Source organism: Hymenobacter sp. H14-R3, assembly GCF_030063445.1.
Classification (GTDB): Bacteria; Bacteroidota; Bacteroidia; order Cytophagales; family Hymenobacteraceae; genus Hymenobacter.
On the sequence record NZ_JASITD010000007.1, the window covers coordinates 61,426 to 74,057 of the forward strand.

The following is a 12,632-nucleotide window of genomic DNA, read 5'->3' on the forward strand; positions in this document are numbered from 1 at the left end:
GCGCGTACGCTTCTGTTTAACAGGCTGATGGCCGGGCATTGCCCGGCCATCAGCCTAACTTCGCCAGTGTTGCGTCGTAAGAACGAGTTCCTTTTCCTCGTTTTGCATGCTCGCCCCCCAGCCGCTCTACCACATCATTTACCACAGCATGTCCTCGGGCGAGGGCATGAGCCCCGAAGCCCTGGCGCACCTGCTGCGCAAGGCCCGGGCCTACAACCAGGACCACCGCCTCACGGGCCTGCTCCTCTACGCGGCCGGTACCCATGAGTTTGTGCAAGTGATTGAGGGTCCGCGCGATGAGGTAAAATATCTATACGATAAAATTGCCCTTGACCCGCGCCACAAGCACTCGTTTGTGCTGCACGAGGCGCTGGCCACCGGCCGCATGTTTCCCGACTGGCGCATGGGTTTTGTGGCCGCCGCCACCCAGGATTTGCGCAGCACCACCGGCTACTTTCCGCTTACGGCGCAGCCCGGCTACGCCCGCCCACCCGGCCTGGCCGTGCACGCCCCCGAGCAGCTGCGCCGCTTTTTAGCCGACTTCGCCACCCCCCTGGCTTCGGACGAATGACCCTCCAATTGTAAACTAAAAACCCGCCGTTTCTTCGAAGCAGCAGGTTTTAGTTTGTAAATAGTTGACTAGTAATAAGTTAATCAACGTTCCCCAGCCAGCGCAATACCGGGTAGCGGCGGTAGCCCGGCTCGGCGTAGGGCGAGTGCTGGTACACCCATTCGAGTTGGGCCGGGCCGCTGGCAGCCAGGGCGGGGTCGGCCTTTTTGGCGGCTTCGAGCTGCTGGCGCACGGCGGGGTTTTGGGTCAGAAACGTGGCCGCCAAGTCCTCAAACACGTAGTCGGAAAAGTGCTCTTTTTGCTGCAACACGCTGTCGAAGAAGCCCCAGGCAAAGAACGAGTCGGTGGCCTGCGGCTCCAGGGCCTGCACGAGGTAGCGGCGGGCCGGCCCCTGCTCGGCCAGCACGGCCAGGTAGTAGGTGCCGGGGGCCAGCGTATTTTGCTGCGGCGGGCGCAGGCTGGCCAATTTGACCTGCGAATGCAGATAGTGGCCCTCGTAGGGGCGCGGGCTGGTTTTATAGTCGGTAATGGAATAGGTTTCGCTGGGGCCGGTGAGGGGCTGGACGGGCTGGCGCAGTACCACGCCATTACGGCGCAGGTTGTCAAGCACTTCGCCCCAGGCGCTGGGGATGGCGTAGGCCACCGGCGCGGTCGCCGTGGCGGTGGCGCGGGCCGCGTTGTAGTAGGGCACGGGCCGGGTGTAGGGCCGGGCGCGGTCGTAGTAGAGGCGCGGCTGGCCGCTCACGGCGCTGGGCTTGTGCCCCGCCTCGTAGCCCCGAAACTGCACCGTGGCCGAAGCCGTGTCGCGCAGGGCCCAGGCCAGCGGAAACTGCGTTTGGGTGGCCAGCGCCCGGTCGGCGGCGGCGCGGGCGGCCAGTAGGGCAGGGGCCTGCTGGCCAATTACTTGCAGGTAGGTCAGCAGTAGGTCGTAGGTGGCCTGCACGCGCGGCCCAAACGCCTTGAGCATGTGCGTCTCGGGCATGAAGCCGATGGTGTTGAACAGGGCCGCGTAGCCGGTGGAGTAGCGCGGGCTTTCGAGAAAGGCGCGCAGGCCGCTCTCGGGCGTTTCGCCCTCAAAATCGACGTAGGGCGCCATCGGCCAGTGCTTCTGGTTCATGCCTTGGTACAAGGCCGGCAACAGGCTGCTTTGCAGATACTTACCCAGCTCCGGCCCCAGCTTGTCGGGCTGCGTGGGAATGAGCGTGATGGTGTACTGGTAGTCGGCGCCGTTGGAGGTGTGGGTATCAACAAAAACCTCGGGCCGCCACTTGCCAAACAGCGCCGCAAACGAGCGCGCATTGCGCGAATCCTGCTTGCTGAAATCGCGGTTGAGGTCGAGGTGCCGCACGTTGCCCCGGAAGCCGTACTCCCGCGGCCCGTTCTGGTTGGCGCGGGTGGTACTGTTGCGGTTCAGCATACCGCCGATGTTGTAGGCGGGAATGATGACGACGGTGACCTTTTGCAGCAGGGTACGTAATTTATTGTCTTGCAAGAGGTTGCGGGCCAGCATCATGCTGGCGTCGATGCCCTCGGGCTCGCCGGGATGAATGCCGTTTTGGATGAACAGCACCGGCCGGCCCTTGGCGCGGCTGGCGGCTGGCTCGAAGGTGCCGTCGGCGCTCAGCACTAGTTCGTGCAGGGGCTGGCCGCTGTCGGTGGGGCCGGCTTCGCGCAGCTGCATGGTGGTGGGGTAGCTGGCGGCCAGCGCTTTATAGAAGCCAATGCACTCGGCGTAGGTGGCCGTGGTGTTGCGAGCCGGGTCGCGCTCGAAGGGCGTGGGGAGGAGTGGCGGCGGGGTAGTGCCGAGCGCGGCGGCCAGGAGCAAATAGGCGAAGAACATGGGGCGAAAGTACCTTTGCTGGTAGTTAATCCGTACCAGCTGTCATCCCGAGCTTGCGAAGGACCTTCGTACGCTTGGGGGTCGTATCCCTGCCGTGAAAAGGTCTTTCGCAAGCGCAGGATGACACATTTATTTTCAATTAATGTCTACCCGCCCCCTCATCCTTATTTCCAACGACGACAGCCTCGTTGCCCCCGGCATTGCGCATTTGGTGCGCTTCATGCAGGAGCTGGGCGCCGAGATTGTGGTGGTAGCGCCCGCCAGCCCGCAGTCGGGCATGGGCCACGCCATCACCATCGGCCACCCGCTACGGCTCGATAAATCCGATATTTTTGGCCCCGAGGTAACGGCCTACGCCTGCTCGGGTACCCCGGCCGACTGCGTCAAAATTGCCAAGCACTACATTTTGAAAGACCGCCGGCCCGACCTCGTGGTGTCGGGCATCAACCACGGCTCCAACTCGTCGGTGAACGTGCTGTACTCGGGCACCATGTCTGCGGCCATTGAGGCGGCCATTGAGGGGCTGCCGGCCATCGGTTTTTCGCTCTGCGAATATGGCGATGATGCTGATTTCTCGCACGTTGGCCCCTGGGTACTCGCCGTGTGCCGGCAGGCGCTGGCCCACGGCCTGCCCGCCGGCACGGCCCTCAACGTGAACATCCCCAAAAACGCCCACGGCCCCATTCAGGGCATCCGGCTGGCCCGGCAGGCCCGCGCCAAGTGGCAGGAAAGCTTCGAGCAGCGCCACGACCCCTACAAGCGCCCCTACTACTGGCTGCTGGGTGATTTTGTGAACCAGGACGCCGGCCAAGACACCGACGAAGCCGCCCTGGCCGCCGGCTACGTATCGGTGGTGCCCTGCCAGTTTGACCTCACCAACTACCAGGGCCTCGGCGAAATGGCCCAGGCTTGGCAGCTACCCATGCCCACTGGCGGCACCGCCGACACCCCGCCCCAGCCCCTTGCTAGTGAGGACTACGGCCCCGCCGCGCAGTAAGCGGCAGGAAATGGATTGGCATTAAAAAAGTAGGAAAGGATAAGAAAGAACGTCCTGCTGAACGCAGTGAAGCATCTCGCAAAAACCAGTGAATCAATCGTTTAACGATTGAATTATTGCCCCACGCGAGATGCTTCAACGCGTTCGGCAGGACGTTTTTTTTATGAGTTCTTCACCGCCCTCACCGCCCTCACCGCCCTCACCGCACGGCGCGCACCAGCCGGTGCTGCTGTGCCACGGCGGGCGTGCGCACCACGCGCAGCGGCAGCAGGCGCGCAGTGCCGCAACTCACCGGGTAGTGGTGACGCCGGTGGTGCGCGCTGTGCCCAGCCGGGGGCAGCACCAGCAGTAGCAGCAGCAAACTCACCAACAACATCAGCCTTTTCATGAAGCATACATATTCTCTTTCAAGATAATACGCTACCCGTGAAGCCGTGGTGAATATAGCGAAAAGGTTGGAGACCCCGCCCGCTGGCCGGCGGGGTTAGTCGCTGCTCAGCCAGCCCTTGCGCCAAAAATAATAGAGCTGCCCCATCACGATGAGCACGAGCGCACCTATCAGAATGGGGTAGCCCAGCGGCGTGTACAGCTCGGGCATATTGAGCGGCAGCTTGTGGCCGTGCTGGTCTACTGGCTGAAAATTCATGCCGTAGAGGCCCACCACAAAGCTCAGCGGAATGAAGATGGAGCTAATGATAGTCAGCACTTTCATCACCTCGTTCATGCGGTTGCTCTGGTCCGAGAGGAAGAGGTCGGCCAGCGAGGAAATGTTGTCGCGGTAGCTTTCGGCCAGGTCGAGGGCCTGGATGGCGTGGTCGTAAGCATCACGATAATAGACCTTTAGCTCCTCGGGCATTATCTCGTCGGGCAGGCGCAGAATTTCCGACATCTTGTCGCGCTCCGGATACACGAGGCGGCGGAAGCGCACCACGTCCTTGCGGATGCGCAAAATGCGGTTGAGCAGCCGCCGCTCGCGCTTTTCTTCAAAAATACTGGTTTCCAGCTCCTCAATGTAGTCGCCGATGGCGGCCATGGTGGGGTAGTAATGGTCGAGCACCACGTCGGTGATGGCGTAGGCCAGGTAGCCTATCGACTTGCGCCGCAGCTGGCTGAAATTGGCCCGGATGCGGTTGCGCAGCACCTCCAGGCAGTCGTCGTAGTCGTCCTGAAACGAGAGCAGGTAGTTGGGCCCCGTGAAGATGGAGAGCTGGTCGTCGTGCACGCTCAGCTCGGGCGTAAACTCGGTCATGCGCGACACCAGGAAGAGGCGGTTATCGTCAAACACCTCCACTTTGGCCCGCTGGTAGTCGCCGAGCACATCCTCCATTTGCAGCGGGTGCAGGCCAAATTCCTGCATAATGTTTTCCATTAGCGGCAGGTCGTTGTAGCCGCGCACGTCAACCCAATGCTTGAGCTCGGGGTGGGCGCGCAGGTAGGCAACGAGTTCGTCGTAGCGGTCGGTGTACTCGGCTTCCTGGTAGGACTGCTCGTCGTACGATATCAGAAACAGCTTGGGTTTGAACGCGCCCGGCTGGATGTGCAGCGTGCCGGGGCGCTGGCCCACCTGCTGGTAGCGGGCCTGCCGCCGCGCCTCGCGGTCGGGCTCCAGCGGCAGGCCGGCGGCATCCAGCGCCGGGGCGGCGGGCTGGGGGCGCGGCAGGGCCTCGGCGGCGATGGGGGTGGGTGAAGGGCTCATGAAGGAAGAAACACGCGGCGAAGAAAGCCACCGCCAAGAACCGCCAAATGTAATTGCTGCCGGCTGGTGCCGTACTTTGCCCAGTGGGGCCGCCCCGAATTAAGGCTCTTTTTTAGGTGAAGCAAACTTCCTTTAGTGCGGTGGCCAGCGGCCAGGTGCTGGTGCGTGCAACGGCCGCCGGCCAATTACCCGCCGGGCCCGCGCTACCACCGGCGTTCGCGCCCTTCCTGTATTTTGAGCCTGCGCACCAAGAGTTGCAGCGGCACGAGCACCCGGTACTAGCCTTTTTTTTAGAAGATGACGCGCGGGCCCGCACCGTGGCCCAGCTCTACGTGGTGCCCGATGCGGCGGGGCCGGGCCAGGCACGCTCGCCCGCGCAGGCCACCTTTGGCGGGGCGCAGCTGGCGGCCGGGGTGCGCCTGCCGCAGGTGCACCAGCTGCTCGACCAGGCCGAAAGCACGCTGCGCGCCCACGGCCAGCAGACGCTGGAAATCAGGGGCTACCCCTTCTGCTACGACCCCGCCGGGGCGGCCACCCTGGCCGAAGCCCTGCGGGTGCGCGGCTACGCCGTGCGCCTGGCCGAGCAGAACTACTACCTCGACCTCGACCGCGACTACGAAGCCCACCTGCACCCGGCCGCGCGGCGGCGGCTGCGGGCCTGCCACCGCGCGGGCCTGGTGCTGGAGCAGGAGCCTCCGCTGCTGCTGCCGTGGGCCTACGACTTTTTGGCCGCCTGCCGGGCCGAGCGCGGGCAGCCCGCCCTGTCGCTGTCGCTGGAGCGGGTGCAGGAGCTGTTTCGGCTGTTTCCGCGCGAGTGCGTGCTGCTGTCGGTGCGCGAGCCGGGCAGCGGGAAGTGGGCGGCACTCACCATGGCCATCAAGGCCAGCGAGCGGGTGCTGCACAACTTTTACCCGGCCAGCCCCTTGGCCTTCAATAAGTTGAGCCCGGCGGTGCTGCTCACGGCGGGCCTGCACCAGCTGGGCCGCGACCTGGGCCTGCACGTGCTCGACCTGGGCCGCTCGACCCTGGGCAACCGCGAGCCCCACGAGTCACTGCTGCGCTTCAAGCGCCACCTGGGCGGCGTGGCCAGCCTCAAGCTCACGTGGAGTAAGATGCTGTAAAATAAGTTATTACCTGCAACTAACGCAACGTTATGCCGCTGCTGCCCCTCGTTACCATCGTTGCCCTGTGCCACAACCACGCGCCTTTTCTGCGGGCGGCCCTGAACTCTATTCTGGCCCAAGACTACCCGCACCTGGAGGTGTGGCTCGTGGACGATGCCAGCCACGACGGCAGCCCCGCCATTTTGCGCGAGTATGCCCAGGCGCACCCCAGCTGGCACCTGTTGCTGCTGCCCCACAACGTGGGCAACTGCCGGGCCTTCAACCAGGCCTTTTTCCAGAGTAGCGGCGAGTTTGTAATTGATTTTGCCACCGACGACCAGCTGCTGCCCCAGCGCATCGGCCAGCAGGTGGCGCTGTTTGGGGCGCTGCCCGCCAGCTGCGGCGTGGTGTATTCTAACTGTGAGTTGATAAGCGAGGCGGGCCAGTCGCTGGGCCTGCACCAGCGGCCCGACCCGCGCCACCCCGGCCAGCTGCACCCGCGCCCCGCCTCGGGCTGGGTATTTGCCGACGTGCTGTCGCGTTACTTCATCAGCGCGCCCACCATGCTCATGCGCCGCGCCACGCTGCTGGCCCTGGGCGGCTACGACGAGGCGCTGAGCTACGAGGACTTCGATTTTTGGGTGCGCGCCAGCCGCGACTGGCAGTTTCACTACCAGGATGCCGTTACGACGCGCAAGCACAAGCACCCGCGCAGCAAAAGCGCTCAGGTAACCGTGCGCCACGACCCGTACCTGGTTTCTACTGTGCGCATCTGCCACAAGGCGTTGGCCTTGTGCCGCAGCGAGCCCGAGCTGGCCGCCCTGCGCGTGCGCGTGCGCTACGAGCTGCGCAACGCCCTATACCGCCGGCAGTGGCCCGAGGCCCGCGAGCTGGCGGCGCTACTTGCCCAAACCCGCCCGCCGGGCCTGCCCGACCGCCTGCTGGCGTTGCTGCGCCACTGGCCCGCCGGCCCGCGCCAGGGGCGGGTAAGCTAGCATTCTTCCCGAATGTAATCGGCCTCGCTGTACTCCTGCGAGGCCAGGCAAAGGAGCACGGCCCCTGCCTCGAACTGCACTTCGCGCCACGAGCCGGGCGGCACATAAAGCGCTTTATTAGAATTGGTTAGCTCAAAGGTGTGGCGGGCAAAGCCGGGGGCTTCTACCGTGATGCGCAGGGTGCCGTTGAGGGCCACGAAGAGCTGCTCCAGGGTGCGGTGCGTGTGGCGGCCCCGCACCTGGCCCTCGGGCACCGCCGTTATCCAGTAGGCTCGCTTCACGGCAAACGGCAGGTTGGTGCCTTCGGCCACCGTGAGCCAGCCGCTGTCGGCCGCGCCGTGGGCGGAAAGGGATAGTAAATAGGGAAGCGTCATGCAGCGGGAGTGGCCGGCAAAGATAAAGCCAGCCGCGCCGCGCGTGGCACTCGCCCAAAACCAGGGCTGCGCGGCCGCCCGCCGGCGCTAAAGAAACCGCGCCCGCAGTTCGGGCGTGGGCAGCCAGCAGCTTTCCTGCCGCCCAAACCAGCGGTAGCGGTGCCGGGCCACAAAGCGGTAGAGGCCATCGCGCCAGCGCTGGGGCAGCAGCCCACCCACCGCCGCCAGCCGCCACGGCCCGCCCAGCCGCCGGGCAATGCGCAGCACCGCCGCCGAGTGCGAGTACAGCTGCCCGCCCTCCAGCAGAATTACCGAGTCGGGGCTGGCCAGCTGGGCCGCCGTGGGCGGCTGGCCGTGGGCCGCCAGCAGGGCCTGGCCGGTTTCGCTTTGCAGCGCCGCGAAGCGAAACCGGCCCTGCGGGTCGTGGCGAATAATGAACTGCACGAAGCCGTTGCAGAGGTTGCAAACCCCATCAAACAGAATAGTGGCGGTGACAGAAGTGGCCATGGCAGAGGGAGCAAAACAAGGGTGTTGGGACTTGCGCAAAAGCCGTTTGTCCTTGCGAGCGCAGCGAGGTAATCGCACCAGAACGAGCTGTTCGGGTGTCGTTCGGATGCGATTGCTTCGCGTTGCTCGCAAGGACAAACAGCTTTTGCGCAAGCTCTATGTGTAAAGCTTAACGCAGACGCGGCGCGGGCGGCTGCCCGCCCGCTACGGCACGGCCTGCACCTCCACCCGGCGGTTGCGGGCATCGGGGGCGGGGAAGAGGGGGCGGCTGTCGCCGTAGCCAATGGTAATCAGTCGGTTATCGGCAACGCCGGCTTGCGTTAGGTAGGCCTTTACTGCGGCAGCCCGCTGCTCGGAGAGGAGTTGGTTTTTACCCGACTCGCCTACGTTGTCGGTGTGCCCGGCTATGCGCAGGCGCAGGGCCGGGCGGGCTTGGAGGGCCGCTGCCAGCTGGTTGAGGGCGGGGTTGGCTTCGGGCAGCAGCTCGGCCGTGCCCACCCGAAACAGCACGGTGGGCAGCGCAAGGGGCGCGGGCGCGGGTTTGGGCATAGTGGCGGCAGGTGCTGGCCGGCGCACTGTGGCAACGAGCGGCTTCGTTGGTGGCAGGGTGTTGGCCTTGCCGCTTACGTTGATGGTGAGGGCCACCACGGGGCTTTGCGCGGTGGGGTAAAAGCCCTGCGTGAGGTAGAACGTAGTGGCTTTGCGGAGCCGGGTAGGGTAGGTGTTGCCGGTGGCTACGGGCTGCGTAAGCCCGGCATCGGCAAACCAGCGCACATCGCGGCCCGACACGCGCAGTGTGCTGCGCGCCCCGGCCAGCACCGTAGCGGCCGATTTCAGCCGGACGCGGTAAAACGTGAACGTGCCGGTGGTGCATTCGCCCCGCGGCAGGTAGGTGGCGTGGCCGGTCAGCTTTTCCTGGGTGGCATCGTAGGTGAAGGTGATGGCGCCGCGGCACCAGTAGCCGCGGTTGTGGGGCCGGGTTTCGTCGAGCAGCCGCGCGTGGCGCAGCTGCAAGCCGGTGGCCGTGCGCCTGCCATCCAGCTGAAACGTGGACGTGGTTTCGGCATCGCCGCCTACCTCCTCGTAGAGCACGGCCAGCACGGCCGCGCCCTTGCCGGCTTGCACCCGCAGCACGGCCGGCCAAAATTCGGTTTCGCCCGGCTCGGCCTCCACGCCCTGCCACTCGCCGGCCAGCGATTGGGCCCGCACCGGCCCGGCTAGCAGTAGCGCTACCGCGCCATACCAAAAACAGAGTTTCATGCGTCTAAAATAAAGCGGCGGGCGCGGGCGCGGCCACCGAGCCATTGCCAAACTACCCCTATTTTCACCACCACGTTGGTTGCCGGGCGGGCCCCGAGGTGCCCGGCGCCCGCCCGGCGCACCCACACGTTGGTGTAACGCCGCGTCACTGTTTTGCCCGCATTCGTAGTTTTCTTCTCCGGCTGCACCACCTCCTGGCCCATAGCCACCGCCACCTCACCGCTGCTAGTTAGCCGCTCCATAATGCGCTCAAAGGCAGTATAATCGATTTCGCCGCTGCGAATGAAGTGCCTGCTTTGCGGCACCGCTCCAATGCGCCCATCGGGGTTGTTCACCACGTAATCGGGGCTCCAAAGCTGCTGGAGCGTCGTTGCATCGCCTTGGGTTACGGCCAGCGCCTCGCGCTTTTCCAGGCGCGTAATTTCGGCAGTTACCGCCTGCTGCGCCGCGGCGGTTTCGCAAGCTCCTCCCAAGAAAAGGGCCAAAAGCAGCGGACGAAAAATGGTTTTCATAAGCAACTGAGGGTGAGTGTATTGTAGTAATATAAGCCACAAGCTATTCACCCTCACTAACATACTTGGTTAAGCGCCATCAGGCGAGTAGCCGGCTGCCCCGGCCTTGGGCGGCGCGCTACCCGAGGTAAGCCATGTCCTCCGCACTCAGCTCAATAGCAGCGGCTTGCAGGTTTTCGCGCAGGTGCGCCAGCGACGACGTGCCCGGGATGGGCAGCAGCATGGGCGAGCGGTGCAGCAGCCAGGCCATGTTGAGCTGGGCCACCGATACGCCGCGCTGCCCGGCCAGCTCCGCCATTTTATCGCCCGCCTTGGGCAGGCCGTGCACCAGCGAAAAGAAGGGCACCAGCGGAATGCCGTGCTGCTCGCACAAGGCCAGCACTTCTTCGCCGCCCTGGGTTTCGCCGTGGGCCTCGCGCAGTGTGGTGCGCTGGGCATAGCCGTACATGTTTTCGACGGTGGCAATTTCGCCCATCTTCAGGCCGGCTTCCAGGTCTGCGCGGCTCACGTTGCTGAGGCCCACGTGCTGAATTTTACCCTCCTTTTGCAGCTCAAACATGGCGCCGAGCTGCTCGGCCAATGGCACGTTGCTGTGGCCCATCAGGCGCAGGTGCACCAGCTGCACCTGCTCTTGCTGCAGGGTGCGCAGGTTGCGCTCGATGCTGGTGCGCAGGTTGTCGGGGGTGTTGAAGGGTATCCAGCTTTTGTCGGGCCGGCGGGTGGCCCCCACTTTCGTGCAGATTACCAGGTCTTTCGCATACGGGTGCAGCGCCTCCACAATGAGGCGGTTGGTTACGTCGTCGCCGTAGTAGTCGGCGGTGTCAATAAAGTTGACGCCGTTGGCCACGGCGGTTTTCAAGATTTCCAGGGCTTGCAGACGGTCGGCGGGCTCGCCCCAAACGTCGGGGCCGGTGAGGCGCATGGTGCCGTAGCCCAGGCGGTTGACGGTGAGCGGCCGAGCCGAATCAGGGGCAATGGTGAGGGTAGGATTCATACGCTGGTAAACCGCCGGCCGCTGGCGCTGGTTTTTTGCCAGCTGCTGGAAACGCCTAACTCGCGAGCCAAAAGGCCCGTTTTACCGTGCGCAACCAGGCATATTAGCTCGGTTGCTCGTTGCGAGCGGCTCCATAGGTGTTCTTCCTCTATTCCTTTGCCAGTGAATAGGTTGAGGTGCTCCTCATCGTCATAAAAAGGGTGACTTTGCGCAGGTGCGGCACCAGCGGCAGGTCGGCTGCCGGGGCGATGGTGAATAGCTCATCCTCGCCATCCCAAAAGGAGCAGAGCTGGTGGTAGATAAAGTCGCCGCCATTCTGCGCAATTTCCTCCGCATTAGTCTTGCGGGCGGTGTAATTCTTGGCGAAGTCGTACGCGTCAAAAATCGAAGTAAGTACCTGTTTATCAAATAGTAAGGCTTGTATCACCGCGAATTTAAAATTGGAATCCGTGAATTGGGTGGGCTTCTTTATGGCAGCACTACCTGGGTTAAATATAATAAAGTTAACTAATTGCCTATGAAGCTTTTATGCATGTTATGCAAGTAGCAATAAGCTTGGTAACTGCCCAAACGGTGCATTCCCTATGCTGTTGTTCGCTTGCGACGACAACCAGGGCGGCCACAAACTGCTGACCAGCAGCTTATGGCCGCCCACAGATTTGAAGGCTACGGACACAAAGGGTGGTTTCGCTGCCCGGCCCGGCCGCCGCTCGAAGGAATTTTGGACGCATACCACCGGGGCCGCTGCCGGCCCTACTTCACGCGCAGTTCGCCTTCCTCCTCGCCCTGCCAGTACTTGATGCGCGTGGCCTCCACGCGTACCAGCACGATGCCCGGCGTGTCGAGGCCGTTGGCAAACCACTTCTCCAAATCGGGTACCCAATGCTGCTGCATGGTGGCCTTTTGCCGGATGAGGTGCGCCTTGCCCACAATGGAGATATAGAGCCCCTTTGGCCCGCTCAGGCCCAGGTTAACCTGCTGGTTTTCGGTGATATCCTTCACCGTGCGCGATTCTTCAAAGGTAAAGTAATACGAGTTGCCGTCGTACTCCACGTCACCGTTGTTGCTCATGGGCCGGCTGCTGAGCTGGCCCCGGCTGGTGTGCGTGGTCAGCAGGGCAATATCGAGCTTAGCCATTTTGGTGGCAATCTCCTGCAGGGTTTTATCGGCCATGGGTGGGTGGGGTGGGTGAATGAAGCTTTACGCAGGCCAGGGGTGGGCGGTTGGGTACCCGGCCGGTACCTGCCTGCCACTTGCGGCCCCGCCCGTATAGCTTGGTTATGGCTGCTTCCCTGGTGTTTCTCGTTGCCGCGGGGCTGGTACTCGCCGGCGCTTTGGGCGCGCTTGATTCTGCGCCCCCGCCCGCGCAAACAACTGTTTCCGTGCGCCTTGTGAGTGGCCCTTGGGAGGGGAGGGCATACACTATTGCCGCCGGCACCCTCACCGTGTACCGGCTGCCCCCCGTGGCGGCCGCCAACCACTCGCCGCAGCAGCTATTTCAGGCGTCCCTTCCGCCGGATGCCAGCGCTCAGCGGCTGGCCGGGCTTGACCCGGCCGCCTACCGCGGCGTTCCCCACGAAATGCTGGATGGCGGCGGCGTGCTGATTCTGGAGCTGCAACGGGGCCGCGCCCGCCACACCGTATCCTACCAGAGCGGCCAGTATGCCCGGCTCGACCCGACTACCGCCTTTCTGCTCGGTTATATCAACCAGCATGTGCCCGCCCGGCTGGCCATTGGGGCCGATTGGCTGCGGCCGCCCGCCCCCACGGCCAGGTAAGCAGG

At 63.9% G+C, this 12,632-nt stretch carries 15 protein-coding genes; 5 read left to right on the forward strand and 10 right to left on the reverse strand.

Annotation, left to right across the window (positions count from 1 at the left end; translation table 11 throughout):
- Positions 1 to 106: 106 nt before the first annotated feature.
- Positions 107 to 571 (forward strand): BLUF domain-containing protein, encoded by a 465-nt coding sequence (locus QMK33_RS08570; protein ID WP_283564165.1) that lies wholly within the window; start codon positions 107 to 109, stop codon positions 569 to 571.
- 79 nt (positions 572 to 650) lie between these two features.
- Here QMK33_RS08570 and QMK33_RS08575 read toward each other — a convergent pair whose 3' ends face one another.
- Positions 651 to 2,411 (reverse strand): M14 family zinc carboxypeptidase, encoded by a 1,761-nt coding sequence (locus QMK33_RS08575; protein WP_283564166.1) that lies wholly within the window; start codon positions 2,409 to 2,411, stop codon positions 651 to 653.
- Positions 2,412 to 2,553: 142 nt separating this feature from the next.
- Between QMK33_RS08575 and surE the strand changes: the two genes are divergently transcribed.
- Complete coding sequence (surE, locus tag QMK33_RS08580; RefSeq protein ID WP_283564167.1) at positions 2,554 to 3,408, forward strand: 5'/3'-nucleotidase SurE; 855 nt, start codon at positions 2,554 to 2,556, stop codon at positions 3,406 to 3,408.
- Positions 3,409 to 3,607: 199 nt separating this feature from the next.
- On the opposite strand, the gene QMK33_RS08585 is transcribed toward surE, so the two are convergent.
- Positions 3,608 to 3,796: a hypothetical protein gene (locus QMK33_RS08585; RefSeq protein ID WP_283564168.1), complete on the reverse strand. Its 189-nt coding sequence runs from the start codon at positions 3,794 to 3,796 to the stop codon at positions 3,608 to 3,610.
- A gap of 96 nt (positions 3,797 to 3,892) precedes the next feature.
- Entirely contained in the window at positions 3,893 to 5,104 is a 1,212-nt protein-coding gene (corA, locus tag QMK33_RS08590) for a magnesium/cobalt transporter CorA (RefSeq protein ID WP_283564169.1), read from the reverse strand.
- 116 nt (positions 5,105 to 5,220) lie between these two features.
- Between corA and QMK33_RS08595 the strand changes: the two genes are divergently transcribed.
- Entirely contained in the window at positions 5,221 to 6,225 is a 1,005-nt protein-coding gene (locus QMK33_RS08595) for a GNAT family N-acetyltransferase (RefSeq protein WP_283564170.1), read from the forward strand.
- Between the two features lie 32 nt (positions 6,226 to 6,257).
- Complete coding sequence (locus QMK33_RS08600; RefSeq protein WP_283564171.1) at positions 6,258 to 7,202, forward strand: glycosyltransferase family 2 protein; 945 nt, start codon at positions 6,258 to 6,260, stop codon at positions 7,200 to 7,202.
- Here the strand turns inward: QMK33_RS08600 and QMK33_RS08605 are convergent.
- The 7 genes from QMK33_RS08605 to QMK33_RS08635 form a co-directional block, all read right to left on the reverse strand.
- A complete protein-coding gene (locus QMK33_RS08605; RefSeq protein ID WP_283564172.1) occupies positions 7,199 to 7,576 on the reverse strand; it encodes a sugar 3,4-ketoisomerase in 378 nt (125 codons plus the stop codon). The genes QMK33_RS08600 and QMK33_RS08605 overlap by 4 nt on opposite strands.
- Positions 7,577 to 7,663: 87 nt before the next feature.
- Complete coding sequence (locus QMK33_RS08610) at positions 7,664 to 8,083, reverse strand: thiol-disulfide oxidoreductase DCC family protein (RefSeq protein WP_283564173.1); 420 nt, start codon at positions 8,081 to 8,083, stop codon at positions 7,664 to 7,666.
- A 204-nt stretch (positions 8,084 to 8,287) separates the two neighbouring features.
- A complete protein-coding gene (locus tag QMK33_RS08615; protein ID WP_283564174.1) occupies positions 8,288 to 9,343 on the reverse strand; it encodes an OmpA family protein in 1,056 nt (351 codons plus the stop codon).
- On the reverse strand, positions 9,340 to 9,855 hold the full coding sequence (locus QMK33_RS08620; protein ID WP_283564175.1) for a nuclear transport factor 2 family protein: 516 nt from the start codon (positions 9,853 to 9,855) through the stop codon (positions 9,340 to 9,342). The genes QMK33_RS08615 and QMK33_RS08620 overlap by 4 nt, the downstream gene beginning before the upstream one ends.
- A gap of 118 nt (positions 9,856 to 9,973) precedes the next feature.
- Complete coding sequence (locus QMK33_RS08625; protein ID WP_283564176.1) at positions 9,974 to 10,849, reverse strand: aldo/keto reductase; 876 nt, start codon at positions 10,847 to 10,849, stop codon at positions 9,974 to 9,976.
- Positions 10,850 to 10,997: 148 nt separating this feature from the next.
- The gene (locus QMK33_RS08630) at positions 10,998 to 11,348 is read right to left on the reverse strand and encodes a DUF6892 domain-containing protein (protein ID WP_502867055.1); all 351 of its coding nucleotides are present in this window, start codon (positions 11,346 to 11,348) and stop codon (positions 10,998 to 11,000) included.
- Positions 11,349 to 11,602: 254 nt separating this feature from the next.
- Positions 11,603 to 12,022, reverse strand: a complete 420-nt coding sequence (locus tag QMK33_RS08635) for a pyridoxamine 5'-phosphate oxidase family protein (RefSeq protein WP_283564178.1) — start codon at positions 12,020 to 12,022, stop codon at positions 11,603 to 11,605.
- A gap of 107 nt (positions 12,023 to 12,129) precedes the next feature.
- Between QMK33_RS08635 and QMK33_RS08640 the strand changes: the two genes are divergently transcribed.
- A complete protein-coding gene (locus QMK33_RS08640) occupies positions 12,130 to 12,627 on the forward strand; it encodes a hypothetical protein (RefSeq protein ID WP_283564179.1) in 498 nt (165 codons plus the stop codon).
- The last annotated feature ends 5 nt before the right edge of the window (positions 12,628 to 12,632 follow it).